Here is a 24293-nt window from a genome sequence, read left to right as displayed (position 1 = left end):
AGGCGGCGTTTTTGTATGATAATAATATGCACAAAATTTTTTTAGGATTAGTTTTTGTTTTTTTTGCGTTTCCCGTTTTTGCTAAAACAGTAACACTTTATCACACGAGTGATACACACGGATTTTTTTATCCGCGTTCGGGACAAGGCGGCGCCGCGTCATTAGCAGCCGTGCTGGAAAGCGGGCCGAAAGAATATCTGTTGCTCGATTCGGGGGACTTTGCTGAAGGTACGCTGGAAACGCAGCGTTCCAAAGGGTTGAAAGCCGTGCGTCTGATGAATGCGCTTGGGTATCACGCGGCGACAGTGGGAAACCACGAATTTGCGTACGGGGACGAGGCTTTCTGCGCAATGCTTGCGACTGCCGAATTTTCTGTCTTAGCTGCCAATTTGACGTTGTCCGAAACGGGGAAGTATCCGTCCGGCATATTGCCGTATCAAATTTTTGAGGTGGACGGTGCAAAAATAGCGGTTATTGGATTGGCGAACCGCTATCCCAATAAAACGGTCCGCGCATATACGCTGGGACATCAGCTGGCGGCTTTAAAAGAAACGCTTCCTGCGGTGGAACAGCAAAACCCGTCTGCTGTGGTGGTGTTGGCACACGATTCGTTGAAAGATGACCGGAAAGGTTCCCCTAACTACATTGGTGATATCGCCCGCCAGCTGGGCGGACGCGTGCACGTGGTGTTGGGAGGGCACGCTCACGCCGTCTTCCAAAACGAGCGCCGCGGGGCCGTTTTGTTTGTGGAGAGCGGAAGTAACTTCCAAAACGTTAGCAAGATTACCGTTAAACTAGATGATAAGACGGGTAAATTTGTATCGGCGCGTTCTAAACTCATTCCCCTTGTGCTTAAAAAGACGGGAGAAGATGAAGCGGCGAAAACATTTGCAGATTCGCTGCGCGAAGCAGATGCGGACGTGGTGGTGGGGACCGCCTTATCCGCTTTGTCCAAACGTCCGTCCAAGCGGAAATCCGCTGACAGCGCCGTAGATGATTGGGTGGCCGATGCAATGTGCCGCTATGCTCCCGCAGATATATGTATTCACAATACGGGCGGGGGGCGCGTGGGGCTGCCCAAAGGAAATGTAACCCGCCGCGATTTGATTGAATTATATCCTTTTGATAATTCCGTTGTTTCCGCGCAGGTCAGCGGTGCGTTTTTGCGCAAACTGGTCCGTTCGGGGCTTACGCCGTGGAACCGTATGACGTACTCGGGATTGACGGTTTCTTTTAAAAAAACAAAAAACGGGGATGTCAAAAATTTAAAGATTTGGGTAAACGGCGAAACATTGCAGGACGATAAAGCGTATACTATTGTTACTAATTCTTACATCGGTTCCGGCCGCGGCGAAGGAAAACTTTTTAAAACGCTGCCACAAGGCACCGTCCGTCCGGCTGGCGATAAAACAATGCGCCGGATTCTGGAAGACGATTTTAAACGCGGTCCGCTTGCCCCGCCAAAAACAGGTCGTATCGTGCAGAAGTAAAATTTTACTCCGCCCGCCCTTGAGCGGGCGGGTCTTTTTTTGTTAGCATAAGAATATCTACAGAAGGAAAAGGGGCTGTTATGAAAAAAATATTCTTGTTGTTGTCCGCATTTTTGTTTCCTGCGTTCTTATTTGCCGGAACCGTTACGGTGTATCATACGAGCGACGTGCACGGTTTCTTTTATCCGCGTAACGGACGCGGCGGTTTTGGTGCGCTGGCTGCGGTGATTAATAAAGGACCGGACAATTATTTACTGCTTGATTCCGGTGATTTCGCCAACGGTACGGTAGAAACGCGTAACTCCAAAGGTTTAAAAGCTGTCCGTTTGATGAACAAGCTGGGCTATCACGCAGCTACTGTGGGTAATCACGAGTTTGATTTTAAAGACAAAGGTGTTGCTCCTATTTTAAACGAAGCGAAATTTCCTATTTTGGCTGCCAATTTTTATGATAAATCCACAGGGAAGTATCCGACGAATGTAGCTCCTTATAAAATTTTTGACGTAGACGGTGTAAAAGTGGCCGTAATCGGCCTTGCCAACCGCGAGCCCACCAATCCTGCCAAATCGTATTCGTACGGAAAGCCCTTAAAAGCGCTTGAAAAAGCCCTAAAAGAGGTGGAAACGCAAAAGGCGGATGTGGTGCTTGTTCTCGTGCACGATTCGTTAAAAGACGAAAAGCACGGAACGAAGTCTTACGTGGGTGATATCGGCCGCAAATTCGCGGGGCGCGTACACGTGGTAATGGGAGGACACGCACATCAGATTTTTCAGAACGAATACATTAACGGCGTACTGTTTGTAGAAAGCGGCTGCTATTTGGACAACGTCAGCAAAATTACCATTGAAACCGATGATGAAACGGGCAAGGCGGCAGCGGCTAAGTCAGAGTTGATTCCGCTTATTGTCGAAAAAACGGGCGAGGATGAAGAAATAAAGGCGTTTGCTGATTCGCTGCGCGAGCCAAATGTGGATGTTACTGTGGGAGAGGCCAAAGAAACTATTTCCAAAACGCCCGTCAAAACCGGCGTGCAGGACGCGCCGCTTAATGTATGGATTGCCGATTTGATTAAAAACTATTCCGGCGCGGCTATTGCCGTTCATAATAACGGCGGTACTCGCGTGGATATGCAAAAAGGCGCCGTAACCCGCCGCGATTTAATCGAAATTCACCCGTTTGACAATACCGTCACGCTGGTAATGGTAGACGGAAAGTTTTTGAAAAAATTTGTTAAAACCGGTTTTGCGCCGCGCAGTTTGTTTACCTATTCCGGCTTGGAAGTGACGTATAAGTTGAATAGAAAAGGAAAAGTTAAAAAAGTGGAAATTCTCGTAGACGGCGAGCCCGTGGAAAACCATAAACAATACCTTATTGCCACCAATACATATATTGCCGGCGGAGGAAGCGAGGGGTTTTTATTTAAAAAAATTCCGGCCGAAAACAAAAAACTCGCTGGAACGTCCACTATCCGCGACTTAATGGAAGAAGGACTTAAACAGGGTCCTTTATCTGCCCCTGAAACCGGCCGGATCCGCGAACGGTAATATGCGTTTGAAAGCTTTTGTTATTTGTTTGGCCGGTGTGTTGCTGTCCGGCGGATGTGTGCGGGAAGAGCTTAAGCACGTGGACGTGTTTTACACGGCTGACGCGGAAGGGTTCTACTGGTCCCGCCCCGAACCGCGCTTGGAAAACCGCGAAGCGGGGGGATACGCCGTACTCAAAAGTTTTTTGGACAAACAGCCACAAGGCTTTCTTTTGTTTGATGGGGGAAACTGGTTTGGTTCCGCGCCTGAAGGCTCTATGACTAAAGGCGCTTATGTAGCTGAGCTGGCGGGTACACTGCCGTATACGGCGGCGTCGGTCAGTGATAAGGATTTTGTTTATGGCTGGTCGTCTTTGCGCGCTGTCGTGCGGGAGCTGCCTTATCCGTTTGTCGTCTCTAACCTGACGCTTGAACATCAAATTCCGTGGCCGATGCACGATTACCAAATCCGCACGGTAGAAGGTGTAAAAATCGGCGTTTTTGGGCTCGTGTCCGCTGCTGCGATTAATAAGAATAAATCCCGTTTGGCTGGTTTTCAGGCACAGGATCCGGTGGAATGTGCGCAGAAAATGGTGACGCTCTTGAAAGAAAAGGGAGTGGACTATATTATTTTGTTAAGCTCGTTGGGGGATGCGGGAAAAACGGGCGACGCCGAATTGGCTGCGGAAGTGGACGGCATTGATTTAATTTTAAGCGCCAATAAAGATTTGGAAAACGCCGAAACAGACCAAGTGGGCAAAACCTTTATCGTTTACCCGGGTGCGCGGCTGGACAGCGTGGCGCACGTACGTCTTTTGTTTGACAAAAAAACAAACAGCCTGCGCAGCGTATCGTTTGAAGATATCCCGCTGTTAAAAGCATCGTTTGGAGAAGACGCGCAAATCGCTTCGCGCGCGCAGACACTTTTGGATGAAACGCGCAAGAAAATGAATGCGCGCGTGACGGAGCTGCCGCGTGCGGTAGAAACGTCGTTGTCGCGGGAATCGGAATTGGGAGCATTGTTAGCGCAATGTCTGCACCGTTGGGCCAAGTTGGACGGCGCCCTGTTAAATGCCGATTCCGTCCGCGCTGCTCTGCCCGCAGGGCGCGTCAGCGAGTACGATTTATATAAAACGTATCCATATGGGGATAACATCACTTTTTTGACGATGAAGGGAAAATCCTTTTTGCGTGCGTTGGAAGCGTCTGCTGCCGAAAAGGACAATTTTCCCCAAGTGGCCGGATTTACTGTAGAATATAATCCGCAAGCGCCCGCGGGAAACAAAATCAAACAGGTAACGCTTGAGAAAAACGGCCGCATTATCCGTCCGCACGAAACGTACCGCTTTGCGGTTACGGACCACGTTTTGGCCGGCGGATTTGGCCACGATAAATTTATTGATTCATTGGAATTTAAAAATACATTTGTGGAAGCGCGCCAGATTATGCGTTCGTGCTTGGCGCGGCAAAGAGAGCTGCCTGTTTTTAAACCACACTGGAAAGTTGCCAAATGACGTTTATCCATCCTTTAAAAATCGGATCCGTGACAATAAAAAATAATCTAATTCTCGCTCCTATGGCGGGCATTACCGATTCGCCGTTCCGTGTTCTTTGTCTGCGTGGCGGCGCAGGGTTGGTATGCGCGGAAATGGTGTCGGCGCACGCACTGCATTACGGTAACGCCAAAAGCGGGAAAATGCTTCAGGTAAATCCGAAAGAACATCCCGTGTCTATGCAGGTTTTCGGTTCGGATGAACAAACCATTGCCGAGGCCGTCAAAAACGCCGAATCCTGCGGCGCAGATATTGTGGATTTGAACGCCGGCTGTCCCGTAAAAAAAATCAATAAGGCGGGCGCGGGCTGTGTACTGATGAAGGACGAAGCCAAGTTAGCGCGGTTGTTGTCTGCCGCCGTCAAAAGCGTGGCAATTCCCGTTACGCTTAAAACACGTATTGCTCTTAATCATAAAGAATTTTTGGGGGCAAGATTAGCCAAACTAGCCGAGGATTGCGGAGCGGCGGCGGTTACCTTGCACGCGCGTGCGGCAGCGGACGTGCATAGCGGCGAACCCGATGTGGACGCCTTAGCCAAGGCGTGTGCGGCGGTAAAAATTCCCGTCATCGGCAATGGCGGAGTGCTTAATGCTTCGCGCGTGAAAGAATTTATGGAAGCAGGCTGCCAAGGCGTGATGATCGGCCGCGGCGCGGTAGGCAACCCGTTTATTTTTCAGGATATTTGCGACGAACTGGCGGGCAAAACGCCGACCTCGAAAGATCCCAAAAAACGCTTGGAAATTTATTTGAATTTAATTGAGGAAAATATTGCGTTCTACGGGGAGCGTATTGGTATCAACCGCAGCCGCAAAACGGCCGGATACTGGATAAAAGATTTTCCCAACGCTGCCCAGGTGCGCGGCGTATTTGTGCGCCTGGACGCGCTTTCTGATATTCGCAAGCTGTTTGCCCAAACGCTTGCCGGTTTGTAACAGCTGATATTTTCTGCAAAAAAATTCCGCATTTTGATATAATATATAGGAAACCACGAGTCATTAAGACAGCGGCCACCACTCCGCTGCGCATTAATTACAAAGGTAGAAACAAAAATATGACAAAAACTTTTTTGCCTTCCGTAAAGGAAGTTGAAACCACCCGCAAATGGCATCATATCGACGCCACGGGCCAAACCCTGGGCAGACTGGCTACCCAAATTGCCGTTCTTCTTATGGGCAAACACAAAAAAACCTATACGCCTAATATGGACTGCGGCGATTTCGTCGTTGTTACCAATGCCGGCAAGGTAAAACTTACCGGTAAAAAACTGGAACAGAAAGTTTATTTCTCCCACTCCGGTTACGCCAAAGGCGGTAAAGAAACGCCGGTTAAACGCGTGTTGGAAAACAACCCCACCAGAGTACTGGAACTGGCCGTTAAGAGAATGTTGGACGAAAACAAACTCCGCGCGTCCAGAATGAAACGCTTAAGACTGTTCGCCGGCGAAGAACATTCCTTCACCGAACGCTTTGGTAAATAAGAGGGATAGAAATTTATGAACAATACGAAAGAACTCAAAACCGGAAGAAGAAAAACCTCCGTCGCTACCGTGGCCTTGGCCAAAGGTAACGGGGTGATCACCGTCAACGCCAAATCTTTGGATGAATATTTCGGCAACCACGCCCGCTGCAAAGCCGCCGTTAAGGCTCCGCTCGTGGTTACCAACTTGGAAAAAGAATACGATGTCACCGCTAAAGTAGTGGGCGGCGGCGTGTCTTCCCAAGCCGGCGCTTTGCGCCACGCGATTGCGCGCTCTTTGGCCGTAATCAGCGAAGATATTAAAAAAGCCGTGAAAAAAGCCGGTTATCTTACCCGCGATCCCCGTATGGTGGAAAGAAAGAAACCCGGTCAGCCCGGCGCCCGCAAACGCTTCCAGTTCTCCAAACGTTAATCGTTGGTTGGAACTTTGCAGGAAATGTTTTACAAAACCCCGCTCTTTGGAGCGGGGTTTTTTGTTTTACTTTTTGGGTCGCCAAAAAGTCGTGCATGACTTTGGGGCATGTCTTAAACTGTGTGGCCCAGCTAATTAAAAGGGTGCGGATAAGGTGCCTGTCCCCGGCAAGGGGTTGACCCGTTTTTTTTTTTTGATAAATTGGTGATATGCACAAAATTTATCAAAAATCATTCTTCGGCAAGGAAAGAGCCGGATTTACGTTAATAGAGTTGTTAGTCGTCGTATTAATCATCGGTATTTTATCGGCTGTAGCCTTGCCGCAGTATACGCGCGCCGTCCAAAAAGCGCGCATAACGGAAGCTGTTACCCTGGTACGTTTTTTGCGCGATCAACAACGCTTATATTATTTGGCAAACGGCGTTTATGCGACGACTTTTGACGAATTGGGCGCGGAGGGTTTTGTTGGGACAGGTGATGTCGTAAAAAAAGATTTTGACTACGGTTTACGTGCCTACTACGGAAGTTCCGTGCAGGCTTTTTATAATAAAGGCCTCAATATATGGATTGAAGCCTATGCCAATGATGACCGTATTGTATGTACGGCAACCCGTACGGATGAAAAAGGTAACGCTTTTTGCCGGGCATATGGACCACAGGAAGAATGTTTGGACGGAGCGGCTTGGTGGTCGTATCGGATTCAATAATTATAAAAATCCCGGCCTTTTGAAAAGACCGGGATTTTTTCTTTCAGAAAAGTTTTATTTTGCTTCTTTCTGTTCTTCGTCAAACGCAGGTTTTACTTTGGGGCTTTCGGCCACCAGGTCTTTAATCGGTTTGATTACCTGCGCTTGTTTTTTCATGGTACACGGCCCGCCGATACAGCCGCCTTTGCAGCTCATTACTTCCAAGAGCTGGAAGTCGCCCGCGCCTTTGGCGTAAGCGTTGAGCATCAGCATGGCTTTTTTATCAAGGCCGTTAATCGCCAGTTTTTTGAAGGGCCGTTTGCCGTTGAGGGCGTTTTCTACCGCTTGGGCTACACCGCCCGTTACGCCGTAGTAGCGCGCTTCACCGGAGATGTTCGGGTCCAGCGGCATTTCTTCACATTCGGCGGGTTTAATGCCTTTGGCGTCCAGCATGGCGGCCAATTCTTCGTAGGTCATTACGTAGTCGATGTTCGGGTCTTCCATGCCTTCCACGCGTTTGGATACGCAGGGCCCGATGAACACGGTGGTAAAACCGTTTTTCTTTTCAATGTCGGCGGTGTACGAAGCCGGCGTTTTGGTGTGGGATACAAATTCTTTCAAAGCCGGCAGGTGTTTTTTGACGGCCTGAATCCACGCCGCGCAGCAGGAAGTGGTCATAAACCGCGCGCCGCCTTCCAAGCGTTCAATGAGTTCGCGCGCTTCGTTGGCGGTGGTGATGTCCGCGCCTTCGGCGACTTCGGTCACTTTGTCAAAGCCGGCTTTTTTGACGGCGGTCATCAGCTGCGGGAGCGTGCAGTCAAACTGGCCGACGATAGACGGCGCAATCATCGCGCACACTTTGCGGGTGCTTTTGATGGAGCTTAAAATGTCGATTAACTGGCTGCGTTCCATAATGGCGCCGAACGGGCAGGCTTCCATACAGTGGCCGCAGGAAATACATTTTTCGAAATCAATTTCCGCAAACCCGTTTTCGCCTTTGTGGATGGCGTTTACGGGGCAGGATTGTTCGCACGGAACGGGCACGTAGGTAATGGCGTTGTACGGGCAGGCTTCTTTGCACTGGCCGCAGTTTTTGCATTTGTCGGCGTCAATTTTGGAGCGTCCGTTTTCAAAAGAAATCGCACCGAATTTGCACGCCTGCTGGCACGGGCGGGCCAAACAGCCCTGGCACGCTTCGGTTACGATGTGGCGCGCTTTTACGCAGCCTTTGCAGGCGATGTCCATAACGGTCAGCGGCACTTCGGGCACGTCTTTGCGAAGTAACGCTTCCTTGGCGTAGTCGTTGAGCGAGGTGGCTTCGTCGTCTTTTTCCACGCTGCAGCCGAGTGCGGCCAGCGTGCGGGCGCGGAAGACCGCGCGTTCTTTGTAAATACAGCAGCGCACCGCGGATTTGGAATCCTGCGGAATTACGTCAAAAGGAATACGGTACGCTTTGGTTTCAAGCGTGCCTTCGTCAAAGGCTTTCACGACGCGTTTTAACGCTTCGCGTTTAAAGTATACGGCTTTGTTGTCTGATGTGTTCATAATTACTTATATTTTACCATATTTGGGGGTATTCTATTGGAGGATAAGGCGCGCCAAAAGGGGATTGTGGTCGGACGCGTCCGTACACCGCACCCCGGCAGCCAGGGTTTTTAGGCCGCGCGTGAATAAAAAGTCCACCGTGCGCCCCAAACAGCGGGTGCGCGTATCGGGCGAAAAAGGCACTTCCGTCAGGCGGGCGGAGCGGGCCAGGTCTTCCAGCAGGTTGCGGCGTTTTTGGTTCCAGGCGTTAAAGTCGCCGCCTAAAATGACGGGGCCGTCAAACCCCAGTAACAGTTCGGCCGCGCGCGAGAGGTTCTGTTCAAATAGTTTTAACCCCGTAAAATTAATGGCGTGTACGTTTACGGCAAGCAGTTTTTGCCCCGTTTCCAGCGGAAGAAGAACGGCGAGCGTCATTTTCGGCATTTTGAAAAACGGTTCCCGCGCGCCTTGTTTGAACCAAATTTGTTCCGGCACCGTTTTGGCCCCAGTGGCGACGCCGATGGGTTCCTGTTTTTTGAGCGAGAAAAAGCTAGCCGCGTGCGTCCAAGATAGCGTTGTTTGTTCCAGCTGCGTGGTAACGTGGGGAGTAAGGCGTACTTCCTGCGCCAAAAATAAATCCGCCGCATCTGCCAGCGCGTTAAATTCTTTCGGCCAGCCGGCGCGTTTGGATTTTTGCCAGTTCCACACGCAAACAGTCAACTCGCGCGGCAGCATCCTTTCCGGCGCGCAGCCGGATTGCGTAACAATTTCTTCAGGGCGGGGTTGTCGGTAAAGCATATCAATAGTACGGAGTCAGCAGCCTGAAGGCGTTGTCCATTATATGCCGCCAAAAAGGCGGGTGCAAATGGGACTCTAATTTTTCGCTGTGGGATCCAGTCTTTTTGCGGTCAATAATTTTTTCCACCTGTACTGCCAAGTTTTTATCCACACATTCCAAGTTGCACTCAAAATTTAATTTAAAACTGCGGACGTCCCAGTTGGCGGAACCGAAAAACAGCCACGCTCCGTCTACCAACAGTATTTTGCTGTGGTCAAACGGAGGTTTAGAACGGTAAATTTTTACGCCTTTTTTGAGCAGCCTCGCAAAGTTGGCACGCATTGCATAATCCATACCGAAGATGTTACTTTTAGACGGTAGAATAATTTCTACGTCGACCCCGCGCATAGCGGCTAATTCAAGCGCGGTGAGCATATTTCCCTCGGGCAGAAAGTACGGCGTAACGATTTTAACACTCTTTTGCGCGCAGGACAGCGCTCCGAGCACCATCATTTCAATTTTACCGAAATTGCTGTCCGGCCCGTCGGGAATAATGCGTGCGGGCATTTTTCCGATCAGGCGCCCCGTGGCTCTAAATGAAGCGGGAATAAAATGTTTCTTGCCGGAGAAAATCCAATCTTCTTCAAACACGCGTGACATTTGGTCAATCACCGGTCCTTCTACCAAAAACGTGACGTCTTGAATAGGGTCTTTGGGGTGTTGCCGTACCAAGTTGCCGGCGGCAATGTTCATTCCGCCGAAAACAGCTTTTTGCCCGTCTACGATAAGCATTTTGCGGTGGTTGCGTAAATTTAAAAACGGTAATGAGACGGGTTTTTTAGATGGTAAAAACACGGAGAATTCCACGCCTTCTAATTTTTTCAGTGCAGACGCAATCGTGGGTTTGGAATAATTGATTCCCACACCGTCTACTATAATTTTCACTTTTGCCCCGTTTTTGACGGCTTGCTTTAGCGCGGGGAGAAAAAGGCGGCCTGCATTATCGTTGTCAAAAATATAACTTTGCAGCAATACTTCTTTTTGTGCGCTTGCAATCAGCTTGCACATTTCGGGATAGGCTTCGTCTCCGTTTTCAAGCAGTCTGGCGGTATTTCCCAACGCAAAACGCTGGGGGTGTACTTTATATCCCAGCCGTATCAGCTGTAAAAACGGGGCGGGGATTTCTTGTTCAATTTCTTTTGGGCTTTTGCCCGTCAGCGTAAAAATATCCGGCCCTTTGTTGCGTAAGGCCAGCGCGCGGCGGCGGATGCGGTTAATGCCAAATAAAATATAAATGATGCTGCCCAATACGGGGGCAAGCCACACAAGGCCCATCCAGCCGATGGCACTTTTTACGTCGTCTTTTTTTAGCAGAATGTGCGTAGTAACGCAGATTTGCAGCGTTAGATAAAAAAGACCTGCCAAACCGAAAGAATGAAGATTGATGTCCATATTCATATTGCTATTGTAAACTCCGTATACAGTGCGGCCAAGCCTAAAAACGGGTTAGTTAAAACGGACTGACGGGCATAGGCGTTCCGGCGGGAACTTTGCTGGGCGTGGGCGGCGGAAATTTGGGATTATTTACGCGCGGCATATACATCTGGTCTTCCACCGTACCGCCGTAAGCAAGGGCTTTAATGGGTTGGCGGCGCGCGGCTTGACTTTGTTTTTGCTTTTCAAGCTGGGCGGCTTTGTCTTGCGCCTGTTTGTTTTGGGCGCGGAGTTTTTCGTTGGCTTCCGTTAATTTTTTTGTGTAATCGGCGTATGCTTTTTCCCCTGCCAGCGTTTGGGTCAGTTCGTCGCCGTCGAACACAAAATAGTAAGGGGCGGGGGTTTTGTGGTTTACGTCGGAATAAGTTTGTTTGTATACGGTATAGGTTTTCCCCGCGGCTTCGTCCGTCAGCGCGGAAGATTGGGCGGTCTGGCCGTATGTGTGCAGAAAATCTTTCAGGCTGACGCCCATGTTTACGCCGTATTTTAAATTGACGGCCAGCACGTCTTTTAAATTTGCCGCGCAGGCTACAAAAGTTTGCGGATCTTCGGCCTTAAATAAAAATTTCCGGTAGTCTCCGTCGTCCGTTCCGTAGCGCACAAACGCGTATTCTTTGCCGTTGGCCGCGCGGAGAATATCGTCTTTGGTGGATACATTTTCTACGGAATAAAGCACGAATGTCCGGTCCTTGCCGCGGAGCAAACGGGTCAGCTGCCGTGCGTTTTTATCCCACAGGGAGACGGTTTTTACGGGCGCGGTCTGCTCACCGTGCATTTCGATAACGATTTCCGGATCTTCCGCATAGTTTTGTGCTCCTGTCGCCGTACATCCTAATATAAGCGACAAGGCCGCTGCCATAAAGGATTTCATTTTTTTAGTGTATCATTTTGGCGACTGCCCGCCAAGGCCTTGCACCGTTTTTTTTTTTTGATACAGTAAGAATTATTCTTAATTACAAGGAGTAAATCGGATGAAAGGTTTTACGTTAATTGAGCTATTGGTGGTCGTGTTGATGATTGGAATACTGGCGGCCGTTGCGCTGCCGCAGTATGAAAAAGCGGTGAAAAAGAGTAAATTATCCAACATTATTTCTCTCATTAAGCCGTTTGGAGATGCAGAAGAATTATATTATATGGCTAATGGTCAATATACTCCTTCCGCAGAAGACTTGGACATTGATTTCCCTGCCGGAGGTGTCATAAATGAAAGTGATAAGGGCTATATTCGTTATCCAAACGGAACATTGGATTTATTGGCAAATGCGGCATATATTACGGGCGGTTTGTATGCGGCGATATATTTTAATGCAAGTAAAGATAAATTTGTAGTAGTTCATTTTTTACAACAATCTTCCTATCCAGGGAGATGGGTCTGTGTGGATCAGAATAACAGTAAATTTTGCAAATCGTTGGGAGGGGGTGCTTTTACATCAACGGTGTACGGCATACAGGGGGATGCTTATATTTTGCCAATGCCGTAAATGTTGGGAAAAAATAAACGCCCTCGTAGCAGTAGGGCGTTTATTTTTGTTGCGCGGCTGATTATTCAAATAAACCCGTACTCAAATACCGTTCTCCTCCGTCGGGCAGAAGCGTAACAATATTCTTCCCCGCATTTTGCGGTTTTTTAGCTTCCTGCAGGGCGGCCCACAACGCGGCCCCGCCTGAAATCCCTGCCAGTACGCCTTGCGTTTTAGCCAGTTCGCGCGCCGTTTTTACGGCGTTTTCATACGTAACGGGAACGATTTCGTCCAATACGGAGCGGTCCAGCAAGGACGGTACAAAGTTGGCTCCGATTCCTTGAATTTTATGCGGCCCCGCTTTTCCGCCCGATAATAAAGGCGAATCGGCCGGTTCCACCGCAATAATTTTTACATTCGGGTTTTGCTTTTTTAAGAAGCGGCCCACTCCGGTAACGGTTCCTCCGGTACCGACGCCGGCTACAAACGCGTCTACTTTACCGTTTAAATCGCGCCAGATTTCGGGGCCCGTGGTTTTTTCGTGCGCCAGAGCGTTGTTCGGATTGTCAAACTGGCTCGGCAGAAAGGAGTTGGGCGTGTTGCCCACGATTTCCAAGGCGGCGTCCACCGCGCCCTGCATACCTTTGGCGGCGGGGGTAAGCACAATTTGCGCTCCGAGTGCTTTAAGCAGTTTGACGCGTTCCGCACTCATACTTTCCGGCATAGTTAAAATACACTTGTACCCGCGCGCGGCGGCTAAAAAAGCAAGCCCGATGCCCGTGTTGCCGCTAGTGGGTTCCACAATCGTTCCTCCCGCGCTTAACCGTCCTTCCCGCTCCGCCGCATTTAACATAAACAGGGCGGCGCGGTCTTTTACGCTAAACGGGTTGCACATTTCCAGTTTAACCCATACTGTACCCGTTCCCGAATGGAGTCGGGTAATCGGAACCAGCGGCGTATTTCCGACGGCTTGTTCAAACGTACTTATTTTCATTTTTTGGCTCCCATCACCGAGTTTTGCGTTTTCCCCGCAAAAAACGATTCAATATTTTTGACGGTGGTATTTAAAATGCGGTGTACCGCGTCAATGGAGTTAAATCCGATATGCGGCGTGATAATCACACGTTTATGCTGCAGGAGCTTGTTGTTGGCGATGGTATTCATCGCAAAGTCCAGCCCGATATCTTGGTCTTTGATGATAATATCGTCGTGCAGCAGGAAATCTTCATTCTCCAGCACGTCCAACCCTGCTCCCGCCACTTTGCCCGACACAATGTGTTTGTATAGGCTTTCGGTATCAATTAAATCGCCGCGCGCGGTGTTAATGATAATCACTCCTTCTTTCATTTTAGCAAACGCGGCGTCGTTAAGTAAGTGGCGGTTGTCTTTGGTGGACGGCGCGTGCAGCGTGATAATGTCCGAACGGGCATACAGCTCGTCCAACGATACATAATGAATGTTGTAAATGCGCTGGAATTCCTCATTGGGATATAAGTCGTACGCCAACACGTGCATCCCAAATCCACGCGCCAGTTTGGCCACGTGGCGTCCTATGGCCCCCGTTCCGATAATGCCGATCGTGTGGTCATACAAATCAAACCCCAAATAATCGTTGATGTGGACGGAAGCGTTTTTCATATCGTTGCGGGCTTCGATGATTTTGCGCGATAAATTGAGCAGCAGACCAAACGTATATTCCGCCACGGTGGCTTCGCCGTATTTCGGCACATGGACGACCTCAATGTTACGTTTGCGGCAGTAGTCCAAATCAATATGGTCAATACCGGTGGAGCGTGTGGCGATGAGCTGTAAATTCGGATATTTGTCCAAGGTTTCGGCGTTCATTTTGGCCGCGGTGTGTACAAATACGGAAATGGCTTTGGCATCTTTAATGTTTTCGTATGTTTCCGCGTCCGTGTTTTCAATGCTGTTTTCCAGATAGATTACGTCGCAGTCGCACATTTTTTTATCGTGCAGATAGTCCCGAGTAAGGCGGTCCGTGTCAAAAAATACGATTTTCATAAAATACCCCCTGTTTAATCTATTTCAGTATAATTGGAGCGGTAATTTTGCCCCAATGGATTTTTGTATTAGTTTTCCTAATCATAAAAAATGCGTTGAGTAAAATAGAAAATTTTATACAATTTTGGAAAGTCGTTTATTTTTCCCAAGGGGGATATATAATGAAGCGTATATTTACATCTGCCGCTTTTTTTGCGTGCGGATTGTGTGTTTTTTTAGCAGCTTGCGGTAAAAAAACAGAGCAGGCTGCAATGCCTGCGCCTATCGTAAGCGCGGTAAAGGTTATCCAACGGGATTTGCCGTGGAACATTGAATACCCTGCACAGGTGGCGGGCTCTTTGGAAATTCAAATCCGCGCGCAAGTGGGCGGTATTTTGGAAGCCCGTTTGTATAACGAAGGCGAATACGTAACCGAAGGAACGCAGCTCTTTCAAATTAACGATAAAGAATATAAGGTGGCGCTCGAAAAAGCGCAGGGCGCGTTAGCGCAAGCCATTGCGGAAGAAAAGCGCACCCAACGCACCTACCAGCGCATCAAGAGCCTCCGTGCCGACAACGCCGTCAGCCAACAGGATTACGATAACGCCCTCTCTGCATACGAATCTGCTCAAGCCAATGTAAAAGTAGCCAAAGCCGGCGTGGGCGATGCGGAAATCAATTTGGGATATACAAAAGTTACCGCGCCCATTTCGGGTATTGCAAGCAAAGAAACGCAGTCCGTGGGCAGTTTGATTTCTCCTGCGGGAGAGTCCGGCTTGTTGACTACGATGGTGCAAATTAATCCGCTGTATGTGAATTTCGCTATGCCCAGCCGCCAGTTTGAAAAATTGGCCAGCGGCTTTTTGTCCGGCCAAATTACGCTTGGCGGGGAAGATCAACGGGAATTGCTCAAGGCCGAAAAATACCGCGCCGTCAGCGCGCAGGAAGCACCCGTCTATGTAGAAGCCGTTCTTGCCAACGGGAAAACGTATCCCGAGCGCGGCAAAATTATTTTCTTTGACAGCACGGAAAACTCCCAAACCTCCAGCTTGGCGATGAAAGCGGAATTTTCTAATCCCAAAAACAGCCGTGCTTTAATGCCCGGCCAGTTTGTGCGGATACATTTGGTGGGTGCTGTATATAAGAATGCGCTGCTGATCCCTTCCTCGGCGTTGCTCAATACGCAAAACGGTTTGTTGGCGTATGTGGTGGATGAAAACGATACGGTGGTTGCACGCTCCGTGCAGGCCGAACTTCAGGACAATATGTACATTGTTACCGACGGTTTAAAAGCGGGAGAACGCGTTATCAGCGAGGGGTTGATTAAAATCCGCGCCGGCGAAAAAGTGCAGGTACAGCTGAAAGAATTTGACGTAAAAGTACCGCAAAATACGTCCGGCACGCAAGACGGCGACTTAGGAGCAGGTTTAGGGGAAGCGTTGGTTCCCGCCGGTTCCGACCCTGCCCAAACCGCCGTTTCCGAAGCGCAAGCGGCCGCCGCGTCCGCTTCCGTGCCGCAGCCGGTACAAGACGGCACACAGCAGCCGCAAGCCAACACACAGCCCGCTGCGTCCGCCGAAACGGGGAAATAAATTATGTTTTCTAAATTTTTTATTAACCGTCCGATTTTTGCTACGGTCATCTCGCTTCTTATTTTGCTGGCGGGTATTGTATCTATTACAATGCTGCCTATTGAGCAGTATCCGGATTTGACACCACCCACCATTGCGGTAACAGCCAGCTACCCGGGGGCCAGCCCTGAAGTAATTGCCAACACGGTAGCCGCGCCTTTGGAGCAGCAGGTCAACGGGGTGGAGGATATGCTGTATATGAACTCCACGTCTTCGTCCAACGGCGATATGACGCTGACCGTTTCCTTTAAAGTGGGTACGGATCCGGACGAAGCAATGATTAACGTCAACAACCGCGTGCAGGGCGCGACGGCAACGCTGCCTGAGGACGTGCGCCGGTACGGGATTGAGGTTAACAAAAAATCTTCTTCCATTTTACAGTTAATCGCATTCTATTCACCAAGCGGACAGTCCAACACGACAACCATCGGTAACTATGCGCTTCTAAACATCGTGGACGATTTAAAACGTATTGACGGCGTGGGCGACGCAAAAGTTATGTCTGCCAACGACTATTCCATCCGTATCTGGATTAAGCCCGATGTATTATCTCAGCGCGGCCTCTCCGTCAGTGATTTGGTGTCCGCCGTGCAGGCGCAGAACGCTCAGCGCGCGGCAGGTAAAATCGGCCAGCCTCCGCTGCCTGTGAGTGTTGACCGCACTTATTCTATTATCGCTCCGGGGCGTTTGACAAAACCCGAAGAATTTGAAAACATTATTCTTCGCGCCAATGCCGACGGTACGACGCTGCTGCTAAAGGATGTGGCACGCGTGGAGCTCGGCAGCCAGACATACGAATTTAACGGCAGTTATAACGGTAAACCCGCCGTTCCGGTGGGGGTATATTTGTCCCCCGGGGCCAATGCTGTGGCAACTGCCAAAGCCGTTTCCGCACATCTAAAAACACTGTCGCAGAATTTTCCGGCGGATTTGGATATTGATTATACAGTGGCGTACGACACCACGCTGTTCGTGTCTGCATCTATTGAAGAAGTAATTCATACGCTTATTGAAGCGATGGTGCTGGTGTTTTTGGTGGTCTACTTGTTCTTAAAAGACTGGCGCGCCACGCTGATTCCCTGTTTGGCGGTGCCGGTATCTATTGTCGGTGCATTTGCGGGGATGTTACTGCTCGGTTTTTCCATTAATACGCTGACGCTGTTTGGCCTTGTACTGGCGATTGGTATGGTGGTGGACGATGCTATCGTGGTTATTGAAAACGTGGAACGCATTATGCACGAAGAAGGACTTGACGTCAAAGAAGCCACCATTAAAGCAATGGACGAAGTGTCCGGCCCCGTTGTGGCGATTGTACTCGTGCTTTGTTCCGTGTTCGTACCTGTGGCGTTTATGGGCGGGCTCACGGGCGTGATGTATCAGCAGTTTGCCATTACAATTGCGGTGTCTGTGGTTATTTCCGGCTTGGTGGCTTTGACGCTTACGCCCGCGTTGTGCGCGCTCCTTCTTAAAAAGCAGGAGCACCCCGCTAAGGGTTTTTTCTACCAGTTCGACCGATTCTTTGAAAAATTTACGGGTAAATATACGGGATGGGTGTCGTTTTTTATCCGGCGTATTCCTGTATCAGTCGTAATCATCGCGCTTGTTTTTGCAGGAGCGTTGGGGCTTTTTAAAATTGTTCCGACCAGTTTGCTGCCTGAAGAGGACCAAGGGATGTTAATGGTTGCGGCACAGCTTGATCCGTCCGCTTCGCTTTCCAGCAGCACGGACGTGGGCGAACAATTGGAAAAAATTATTTTAGCCCAGCCCGCCGTATCGCAGGAACTGACGTTTACCGGATTTGATTTGCTGAGCAACACGCAAAAAAACAACGGTGTTTCTTCTTTCGTTGCGCTTAAACCGTGGAAAGAACGCAAGGCAAAAGGAATGTCAGCCACGGACGTGGTGGCGAAGATTTACGGGGAATCTTTATATAAAATCCCCGCCGCCGTTGTGATGCCGTTTAACCCGCCGCCCATTATGGGGATGAGCACAACGGGCGGTTTGGAAGGTTATATCCAAAACCGCGGTTCCGGCGGAAGCGACGAATTGGAAAAACAAGTGCAAGCATTTCTTGAAGCCGCCAAAAAACGGCCGGAACTTTCTTCCGTCAGCACCACTTTTTCCGCGGCTGTGCCACAGTATACGATGACTGTGGACGAAATTAAAGCACAAGCGATGGGGGTGACTCTTTCGGAATTATATTCCACGCTGCAGGGTACGTTTGGCGTAACCTACGTGAATGACTTTACGTATTCCGGCCGCAGTTTTAAAGTAATGATGCAGGCTGACGGCAGTTACCGCGCTACGCCGGACCAGATTTCCGGCGTGTATGTGCGCTCGTCAAAAGGTGCGATGGTGCCGCTGTCTACGCTTGTTACGCTGACGCCCAGTTTGGGGCCGGATATGGTGGAACGGTTTAACGTGTTCCCCGCCGCGAAGATTATCGCCAACCCTGCCTCCGGTTACAGCTCCGGCGATGCTATTCGTGCTGTGGAGGAAACAGCTAAATCGGTGCTGGATTCCAACTTTACGCTGGCGTGGACAGGTACCACATATCAAGAGCAGCTGGCCGGCAGTTCTTCGTCCGATGCGCTCTTATTGGGTATGCTCGTGGTGTTCTTAATTTTAGCTGCGCAGTATGAAAAATGGAGCCTTCCCGTGGCCGTTTTGCTGGCGGTTCCGTTTGCCATTTTTGGTGCGCTTTTGGGTACGTGGGCGCGCGGTTTGTCTAATGATATTTATTTCCAAATCGCGCTTGTGGCATTGGTTGGTTTGGCGGCAAAGAACGCTATTTTGATTGTGGAATTTGCCGTGCTTCTTAAAGAACAGGGCTTATCCGCCGCCGAAGCTGCCGTACAGGCCGCCAAACTGCGTTTCCGTCCGATTGTGATGACTTCACTGGCGTTTATTTTAGGCTGCGTGCCGTTAGCTATCAGTTCCGGCGCAGGAGCCGCGAGCCGCCACGCCATCGGTACGGCCGTAGTGTTTGGGATGTTAGCGGCAACGTGTATCGCGCCGCTGTTTATTCCGCTTTTCTTCTGTTGGTTTTCGGGTAGCAAAAAAGCAGCGCAGCCCGAGGCTGCCCAACAGACGGAGCAGAAAGAGGAGAATGTATGAAAGTAACCCGTTTTACCGCACTGGCATCGTGTATGATGCTGCTTGCCGGATGTATGTTGGGGCCGAATTATAAACGGCCGGAGTTGGATTTGCCGACGGGAGAAGCCGCCGACCATTTCAGCATTTTTACGAATGTCAAATGGTGGGAGGTGTTTGAAGATCCCGTATTAAATCAACTGGAAGCCGACGCATTAGCGTATAATAAAGATTTGCAGGCCGCCGCCGCGCGTGTGGATCAAGCCCGCGCTGCTGTGGGGATTGCGAAGGCGGATCAGATGCCCAGCATTACCGCGGCTGCCGAATCGGGCCGTGCCGGTAATAACGAAGGGTCCGGCCAAACGCAGAGTACGGCAGGCCTGTCAGCTTCGTTTGAACTTGATTTGTGGGGGAAGTACCGTCGTTTGAGCGAAGCGGCCCGCGCACAGCTGCTCGCCAGCGAAAGCTCCCGTGATACGGTGCGTTTGACGTTGACCGCTGACGTAGCAAATAATTATTTTACGCTTTTAATGCTTGATGAACAGCTTTTAATTGCCCAACGTACGTTAAAAGCGCGGCAGGAAAACGTCCGCATTTACGAAAGCCGCTATAAAAACGGTTACAGCACGGAAGTAGATTTAAAACGTGTGGAAGCCAATATGTCCAGCGTGCAGGCGCAGGAACGCCAGATCCAGTTAAAAATCACTCAGACTGAAACGGCACTGTCTGTGTTGGTGGGGAAGTCTCCGCGCGAAATTGTGGAGAACAATGTCCCCCGCGGTAAAAATATTACCGAAGTGACGCTGATTCCCGATGTACCGGAAAATCTGCCTTCCGACCTTTTGGCTCGCCGTCCTGATGTGCGTTCCGCCGAAGGCCAACTGATCGCTGCCAATGCCAATATCGGTGCGGCGCGCGCCTCGTATTTCCCGTCTATTCCGCTGACGGCTTCGGCCGGATATGCCAGCGGGGCGCTGGACAGTTTGTTTATGGGGCCTTCCGGAGTATGGGCGCTGGGCGGGCAGGTGCTTGCTCCGATTTTTGAGGGCGGAAAAATCCGCGCGCAAAATAAAAAAGCTGAAGCTGAATATCAAGAAATGCTTGCTTCATACGAGAAAACGGTACAAGGTGCGTTTAAAGAAGCATATGATGCGTTGGCCGCCAACCGTTTGAGCCGCGAAATTTTTGAATCGTACAAACAGCAGACGGCCGCTATGCAGAGAAGCTACGACTTAACGAAAAAGCAAGAAGATGCGGGGCTTATCGGCGTGACGGATTTGTTAGACGTGGAAGAAAATTTGCTGTCAGCTGAAATGAACTTGGCTTCCGCCCGCAACGATGAATTGGCTGCTGTGGTTAATTTATCCAAAGCACTTGGCGGCGGGTGGAACGCGGAAGGCGGGTTTGGCCCGTATGAAGAGTTGGTAAAAAAACAGCAGGCTGAGTTGAAAAAATAACAACTGATATTACCTTGCGTTTTACACACAACGGATAAGAAGTTTCTTTCTTATCCGTTGTTTCTTTTGGGAACAATTGTTTTCCGCTTTTGGTTTTATTTGTGCTATTTGTCTATCGGTGTATTTGGCAATACTTTCTCGGGCAATTTGCGGTGTTAATAAGCCACAAAATTGAAAAATCAGCCCAAGCTATGCAAAGTTATTCTAATCGCAAGGTGCTTATTTTATTATTATTTCCGGACTTCTAGACGGGGATTTTCCGTTTATTTGTTTTTTATTTTAAATTTTGCAATATGCTGTATCGGTGTAAAAAGCTACAATATTACTATGTCACGTCTAAAAGGGTTTCTTTGTGGAGTGCTTACCTCCGCGACGTTTGGTCTTATTCCGCTTTTTACGCTGCCGCTGATGGCGGCGGGGATAAAAGTGCCGTCTGTATTGTGTTACCGTTTTTTGTTTTCTGCACTTATTTTGGGCCTTATTTTGGCGTCCGTGCGCGAGCGGTTTTCCGTTTCGCGCAAACAATTTTTCACACTCTTTTGGCTAAGCCTTTTATATACGGGGTCTGCTTTATTTTTGTTTTGGGGATATCATTATTTGCCCAGCGGGGTGGCTACCACTATCATTTTTTTGTACCCCGTTTTTGTCGCGATGCTAATGATGTTGTTTTTCGGGGAAAAGCCTTCTGCGTTTACGTTTGCGGCTATTGTACTGTCCTTCATAGGGGTGGCGCTTTTGTCCGGCGCCGGTTCCGCGCAGGGCGTGCAGCTTAAAGGCGTGCTGATTGAGGTATTGTCTGCCTTGGCTTATGCACTTTATATTGTGGGGGTAAACCAGTCTTGCGTCAAAAATATGGGCGCTTGGAAACTTACTTTTTACGTGTTTTTGTTTGACGCGCTGACTTTCTTCTTTTTTGCCTTGTTTACGGGCGGCTTACAGCCCGTTCCAAATACGGCGGCGGGCCTTAATTTATTGCTTTTGGCGTTGATTCCCACAGTAGTTTCCAACTGGTCGCTTGTTTATGCGATTAAAAGCATTGGGTCCACTTTTTCTGCGGTGCTTGGTGCGTTTGAGCCGGTTACGGCAATGTGGGTGGGCGTGTTAGTTTTTGCCGAGCCGTTTACCTCTTCTCTGTTTTGGGGAATGGCACTTATTTTGTGTGCGGTGGGATTTGTGGTTCTGTCTCCCGTGTTGAAGAAAACATACCGGCGGGGAAAGCTGGTCTATTTAACGCGCGTACGCCGAATTCATTCGGGTTTATTCCCTTATCATTAATTCCTTTTGCTACAATATAAAAAATATTTTAAGGAGACATTATGCTTCTTTCCAAACGCGGTTCTATGCATACATTGATGTTTGTTTTAATTGTTTTTTTCGGTTTCGGTCTTGCGTTAGGACTGCCTCAATACCGGAAATATAAAAATATTACCGAGGGCCGCCGCGCGCTTAATCGCGGCGGGGCGTTGGCTTTTACGTTGTCCGGCTACAAACAGCGTTACGGGGGGTATACACAGGATTTTTCTCGGTTGGTTCTGCCGGAGGAACTGGCCGAATGTGCGCTGGAGGAGGGCGGTAAGGTGCTCTTATGCGGGGAGTACCGGTTTTCGCAGGAAGGGGGGATGTTGAAAGCTGTTCACGTGCGCTTCCCAAAATGGTTCGAGTTTGACTTGGACGGCGGGACTGTAAACTGTTTCCACGCGGGCGATTCGGACGTTGGCCGCCATCTTTGCGAAGGAATTAACGCTTCGTTTCCTATTAAAATTTGATAAGATAAAATAAATTCTTAATTAGGAGTTATCACTATGAAAAAAGCATTAGCAGGATTGCTTGTCTTGCCTTTTTTGTTTGCATGTTCTCCGAGTGTTCAACGCGTGGAAACCAATCTGGTAAAAGACGTGGGCGGCGGATGGAACGATACCGATGCGCAAATGGTGGCGCAGGAAATGATTACGGACTGTCTGCAAAGCGGCTGGTATTCTAAATTTACTACTCGTTACGGCAAAGAGCCTACGGTTATCGTCGGTACGGTTGTAAACAATACGATGGAGCATATTAACACAGCCGTATTTATCGAAGAAATACAGCGTGCTCTTATTAATTCTGCCAAGGTGGATTTTGTGGCCTCGTCGGCTGAGCGCGGTGAAATTCGCACCGAACGGTTGGAACAGGATGAATTTGCTTCCGAAGCTACGCGTAAAGCGTTTGGCAAAGAAGTGGGCGCGGATTATATGTTAAGCGGCGTGCTTAATTCGGTGGTGGACCAAGCCGGTTCTAAGTCGCTTGTATTTTATCAGGTCAACTTGAAGCTGATTAACATTGAGACAAACCAAATTGTTTGGAACGGACAAAAGCAGATTAAAAAATACGTTAAAAGAAGCAAAGTGACTTGGTAGGTTTTTTATGAAGAAGGCGCGTATATGTTTGTTGGGGCTAGTTCTTTTTTGCTCTGCGTGTGCGGCGCCTTCTTTGCGTTATAAAAAAGAAATGAGCAGTCTTATAGCCGCCGAAAAATACCAGGAGGCGGAGGAACTATTGGTTTCCAAAAAAAACAAACTGTATTCCCGTAAAGACGCTTCTCTTTTTTATTTGGACCGCGCTATTGTGTCCTTTGACGCGGGCGATACTGCCAAAACTGACCAATTTCTTTCAGGTGCACAAATGATGATAGAGTCCTCCGCCCGAAGCGTTTCGGGAGAGACGGGCCGTCTTTTCATTAATGATTTAACGACGCCCTATTATGCGCCCGCATATGAGCAGGCCCTTACTTATTATTACAGGGCGATGAATTTTTTGCGTACGGGTAATGTATCTGCTGCTGCCGTGGAAGCGCGCCGCGCTGTGTTTTTTTTGGATCATTTGCGCGGCCAAAAGAAAACAGGATATAACGATGATCCTTTTGTACAATATTTCTCCAGTTTGGTGTTTGAGTCAGTTGGACAAGGTTCGGACGCACGCATTGCCCGCGCTAACGCATTAAACGCATACCAGCGGTTAGGGGCAAAGTTAAATGTTACCGCGCCGGATTTTCCGGTTCCGTCCAATGCCGCTGAATTAGGGGAAATTATTTTTATTCATTCTAACGGGCTGATGCCGCTTAAAAGGAATGCCACTTTCCAAGTGGCGTGGCACAGAGCGCTTGTTCTTGCGTCGTCTGCGGCGGAGGGAGATTCCGTTTCTCCCGAGGTTCAAAATGCAATCAATGCGGGGCTTTCCGGAGGCTCGGTAACGCTTTCTTTTCCCGAGTTTGTTAATCTGCCTTACCGCGTAAAAGATTCGTGGCTGGAAATCGGCGGACGGAAATTTTATACCCAAAAAGTAGCCGATTTGGCTGCTTCGGCTAAACTGGATTTGGATGAAAAAATGCCATCTATTTTGATGCGTACGGCTACGCGTGCCGTTTCCAAAGCGGTGGCAAGTAAAGCGGTTCGGGAACTTGTAGCGCAATCGTCGAAGGATGATTCTTTGGGGGATTTCGCCGAAATGCTTGCCAACGTGTTCGGCGCAGCGGTGGAAAAAGCCGATACGCGCCAGTGGTTTACGCTTCCCGCCGAGATTCGTATGGTGCGCGCATTTGTGCCGCAGGGAAAGTATAATATTCGGCTCTTACTACGCGACGGATATGGTAATATAGTAGGAGAGCGTGTATTTGAAGATGTACGCGTACAACGCGGCAGGCGGATATTTTTACATTTCCGTACCGCTTATTAAAGTGAGGT

General features: G+C 49.3%; 21 protein-coding genes. 15 read left to right on the top strand and 6 right to left on the bottom strand.

Features of this window, described 5'->3' with window-relative positions; all coding sequences use genetic code 11:
- Positions 1 to 26 precede the first annotated feature (26 nt).
- The 7 genes from ACI351_RS05670 to ACI351_RS05640 all read left to right on the top strand — a co-directional run bounded on the left by ACI351_RS05670 (position 27) and on the right by ACI351_RS05640 (position 7160).
- Entirely contained in the window at positions 27 to 1490 is a 1464-nt protein-coding gene (locus ACI351_RS05670; RefSeq protein ID WP_439734278.1) for a bifunctional metallophosphatase/5'-nucleotidase, read from the top strand.
- Positions 1491 to 1570: 80 nt separating this feature from the next.
- A complete protein-coding gene (locus tag ACI351_RS05665) occupies positions 1571 to 3034 on the top strand; it encodes a bifunctional metallophosphatase/5'-nucleotidase (protein WP_439734277.1) in 1464 nt (487 codons plus the stop codon).
- Between the two features lies 1 nt (position 3035).
- Positions 3036 to 4526 (top strand): bifunctional metallophosphatase/5'-nucleotidase, encoded by a 1491-nt coding sequence (locus ACI351_RS05660; RefSeq protein ID WP_439734276.1) that lies wholly within the window; start codon positions 3036 to 3038, stop codon positions 4524 to 4526.
- Positions 4523 to 5497 (top strand): tRNA dihydrouridine synthase DusB, encoded by a 975-nt coding sequence (gene dusB / locus ACI351_RS05655; RefSeq protein ID WP_439734275.1) that lies wholly within the window; start codon positions 4523 to 4525, stop codon positions 5495 to 5497. Before ACI351_RS05660 ends, dusB begins: the two co-directional genes overlap by 4 nt.
- A 119-nt stretch (positions 5498 to 5616) precedes the next feature.
- Positions 5617 to 6042, top strand: a complete 426-nt coding sequence (gene rplM / locus ACI351_RS05650; protein ID WP_439734274.1) for a 50S ribosomal protein L13 — start codon at positions 5617 to 5619, stop codon at positions 6040 to 6042.
- A gap of 15 nt (positions 6043 to 6057) precedes the next feature.
- The gene (gene rpsI / locus ACI351_RS05645) at positions 6058 to 6453 is read left to right on the top strand and encodes a 30S ribosomal protein S9 (RefSeq protein ID WP_439734273.1); all 396 of its coding nucleotides are present in this window, start codon (positions 6058 to 6060) and stop codon (positions 6451 to 6453) included.
- A gap of 209 nt (positions 6454 to 6662) precedes the next feature.
- On the top strand, positions 6663 to 7160 hold the full coding sequence (locus ACI351_RS05640) for a type IV pilin protein (RefSeq protein WP_439734272.1): 498 nt from the start codon (positions 6663 to 6665) through the stop codon (positions 7158 to 7160).
- Between the two features lie 54 nt (positions 7161 to 7214).
- Here the strand turns inward: ACI351_RS05640 and ACI351_RS05635 are convergent, their stop codons facing one another.
- From ACI351_RS05635 to ACI351_RS05620, 4 genes are read right to left on the bottom strand one after another with little or no spacing between them, the layout of a single operon-like run.
- Entirely contained in the window at positions 7215 to 8684 is a 1470-nt protein-coding gene (locus tag ACI351_RS05635) for a monomeric [FeFe] hydrogenase (protein ID WP_439734271.1), read from the bottom strand.
- Positions 8685 to 8717: 33 nt separating this feature from the next.
- Positions 8718 to 9461 (bottom strand): endonuclease/exonuclease/phosphatase family protein, encoded by a 744-nt coding sequence (locus ACI351_RS05630; protein WP_439734270.1) that lies wholly within the window; start codon positions 9459 to 9461, stop codon positions 8718 to 8720.
- A gap of 1 nt (position 9462) precedes the next feature.
- A complete protein-coding gene (locus ACI351_RS05625) occupies positions 9463 to 10899 on the bottom strand; it encodes a phospholipase D-like domain-containing protein (RefSeq protein ID WP_439734269.1) in 1437 nt (478 codons plus the stop codon).
- Positions 10900 to 10951: 52 nt separating this feature from the next.
- A complete protein-coding gene (locus tag ACI351_RS05620) occupies positions 10952 to 11806 on the bottom strand; it encodes a hypothetical protein (RefSeq protein ID WP_439734268.1) in 855 nt (284 codons plus the stop codon).
- A 100-nt stretch (positions 11807 to 11906) separates the two neighbouring features.
- Here ACI351_RS05620 and ACI351_RS05615 point away from each other — a divergent pair, with 100 nt between their 5' ends.
- Complete coding sequence (locus ACI351_RS05615; protein ID WP_439734267.1) at positions 11907 to 12416, top strand: type IV pilin protein; 510 nt, start codon at positions 11907 to 11909, stop codon at positions 12414 to 12416.
- 61 nt (positions 12417 to 12477) lie between these two features.
- Here ACI351_RS05615 and cysK read toward each other — a convergent pair whose 3' ends face one another.
- Positions 12478 to 13389: a cysteine synthase A gene (gene cysK / locus ACI351_RS05610; protein ID WP_439734266.1), complete on the bottom strand. Its 912-nt coding sequence runs from the start codon at positions 13387 to 13389 to the stop codon at positions 12478 to 12480.
- Positions 13386 to 14417: an NAD(P)-dependent oxidoreductase gene (locus tag ACI351_RS05605; protein ID WP_439734265.1), complete on the bottom strand. Its 1032-nt coding sequence runs from the start codon at positions 14415 to 14417 to the stop codon at positions 13386 to 13388. Before ACI351_RS05605 ends, cysK begins: the two co-directional genes overlap by 4 nt.
- Positions 14418 to 14578: 161 nt before the next feature.
- Between ACI351_RS05605 and ACI351_RS05600 the strand changes: the two genes are divergently transcribed.
- From ACI351_RS05600 to ACI351_RS05570, 7 genes are all read left to right on the top strand, one after another.
- A complete protein-coding gene (locus ACI351_RS05600; protein ID WP_439734264.1) occupies positions 14579 to 15988 on the top strand; it encodes an efflux RND transporter periplasmic adaptor subunit in 1410 nt (469 codons plus the stop codon).
- 3 nt (positions 15989 to 15991) lie between these two features.
- Complete coding sequence (locus ACI351_RS05595) at positions 15992 to 19144, top strand: efflux RND transporter permease subunit (RefSeq protein WP_439734262.1); 3153 nt, start codon at positions 15992 to 15994, stop codon at positions 19142 to 19144.
- Positions 19141 to 20577: an efflux transporter outer membrane subunit gene (locus ACI351_RS05590; protein WP_439734261.1), complete on the top strand. Its 1437-nt coding sequence runs from the start codon at positions 19141 to 19143 to the stop codon at positions 20575 to 20577. Before ACI351_RS05595 ends, ACI351_RS05590 begins: the two co-directional genes overlap by 4 nt.
- Positions 20578 to 20904: 327 nt before the next feature.
- Positions 20905 to 21852: a DMT family transporter gene (locus ACI351_RS05585; protein ID WP_439734260.1), complete on the top strand. Its 948-nt coding sequence runs from the start codon at positions 20905 to 20907 to the stop codon at positions 21850 to 21852.
- A 41-nt stretch (positions 21853 to 21893) separates the two neighbouring features.
- Positions 21894 to 22343 carry a hypothetical protein gene (locus ACI351_RS05580; RefSeq protein WP_439734259.1) on the top strand — a complete coding sequence of 150 codons (450 nt, stop codon included), beginning with the start codon at positions 21894 to 21896 and terminating at the stop codon, positions 22341 to 22343.
- Positions 22344 to 22379: 36 nt separating this feature from the next.
- Entirely contained in the window at positions 22380 to 22970 is a 591-nt protein-coding gene (gene lpoB / locus ACI351_RS05575) for a penicillin-binding protein activator LpoB (RefSeq protein ID WP_439734258.1), read from the top strand.
- A gap of 91 nt (positions 22971 to 23061) precedes the next feature.
- A complete protein-coding gene (locus ACI351_RS05570; RefSeq protein WP_439734257.1) occupies positions 23062 to 24285 on the top strand; it encodes a hypothetical protein in 1224 nt (407 codons plus the stop codon).
- The last annotated feature ends 8 nt before the right edge of the window (positions 24286 to 24293 follow it).

The sequence above is a fragment of the Candidatus Avelusimicrobium sp. genome (assembly GCF_051874775.1).
In the GTDB taxonomy this organism is placed as follows: Bacteria; Elusimicrobiota; Elusimicrobia; order Elusimicrobiales; family Elusimicrobiaceae; genus Avelusimicrobium.
The sequence above is the reverse complement of the archived record's forward strand: the minus strand, read 5'-3'. Positions and strand labels throughout refer to the sequence as shown.

Bases quoted from the DNA above. Each gene is read 5' to 3' on its own strand.
- ACI351_RS05670 (WP_439734278.1), top strand. From the start codon at position 27: ATGCACAAAATTTTTTTAGGATTAGTTTTTGTTTTTTTTGCGTTTCCC.
- ACI351_RS05665 (WP_439734277.1), top strand. From the start codon at position 1,571: ATGAAAAAAATATTCTTGTTGTTGTCCGCATTTTTGTTTCCTGCGTTC.
- ACI351_RS05660 (WP_439734276.1), top strand. From the start codon at position 3,036: ATGCGTTTGAAAGCTTTTGTTATTTGTTTGGCCGGTGTGTTGCTGTCC.
- dusB (WP_439734275.1), top strand. From the start codon at position 4,523: ATGACGTTTATCCATCCTTTAAAAATCGGATCCGTGACAATAAAAAAT.
- rplM (WP_439734274.1), top strand. From the start codon at position 5,617: ATGACAAAAACTTTTTTGCCTTCCGTAAAGGAAGTTGAAACCACCCGC.
- rpsI (WP_439734273.1), top strand. From the start codon at position 6,058: ATGAACAATACGAAAGAACTCAAAACCGGAAGAAGAAAAACCTCCGTC.
- ACI351_RS05640 (WP_439734272.1), top strand. From the start codon at position 6,663: ATGCACAAAATTTATCAAAAATCATTCTTCGGCAAGGAAAGAGCCGGA.
- ACI351_RS05635 (WP_439734271.1), bottom strand. From the start codon at position 8,684: ATGAACACATCAGACAACAAAGCCGTATACTTTAAACGCGAAGCGTTA.
- ACI351_RS05630 (WP_439734270.1), bottom strand. From the start codon at position 9,461: ATGCTTTACCGACAACCCCGCCCTGAAGAAATTGTTACGCAATCCGGC.
- ACI351_RS05625 (WP_439734269.1), bottom strand. From the start codon at position 10,899: ATGAATATGGACATCAATCTTCATTCTTTCGGTTTGGCAGGTCTTTTT.
- ACI351_RS05620 (WP_439734268.1), bottom strand. From the start codon at position 11,806: ATGAAATCCTTTATGGCAGCGGCCTTGTCGCTTATATTAGGATGTACG.
- ACI351_RS05615 (WP_439734267.1), top strand. From the start codon at position 11,907: ATGAAAGGTTTTACGTTAATTGAGCTATTGGTGGTCGTGTTGATGATT.
- cysK (WP_439734266.1), bottom strand. From the start codon at position 13,389: ATGAAAATAAGTACGTTTGAACAAGCCGTCGGAAATACGCCGCTGGTT.
- ACI351_RS05605 (WP_439734265.1), bottom strand. From the start codon at position 14,417: ATGAAAATCGTATTTTTTGACACGGACCGCCTTACTCGGGACTATCTG.
- ACI351_RS05600 (WP_439734264.1), top strand. From the start codon at position 14,579: ATGAAGCGTATATTTACATCTGCCGCTTTTTTTGCGTGCGGATTGTGT.
- ACI351_RS05595 (WP_439734262.1), top strand. From the start codon at position 15,992: ATGTTTTCTAAATTTTTTATTAACCGTCCGATTTTTGCTACGGTCATC.
- ACI351_RS05590 (WP_439734261.1), top strand. From the start codon at position 19,141: ATGAAAGTAACCCGTTTTACCGCACTGGCATCGTGTATGATGCTGCTT.
- ACI351_RS05585 (WP_439734260.1), top strand. From the start codon at position 20,905: ATGTCACGTCTAAAAGGGTTTCTTTGTGGAGTGCTTACCTCCGCGACG.
- ACI351_RS05580 (WP_439734259.1), top strand. From the start codon at position 21,894: ATGCTTCTTTCCAAACGCGGTTCTATGCATACATTGATGTTTGTTTTA.
- lpoB (WP_439734258.1), top strand. From the start codon at position 22,380: ATGAAAAAAGCATTAGCAGGATTGCTTGTCTTGCCTTTTTTGTTTGCA.
- ACI351_RS05570 (WP_439734257.1), top strand. From the start codon at position 23,062: ATGAGCAGTCTTATAGCCGCCGAAAAATACCAGGAGGCGGAGGAACTA.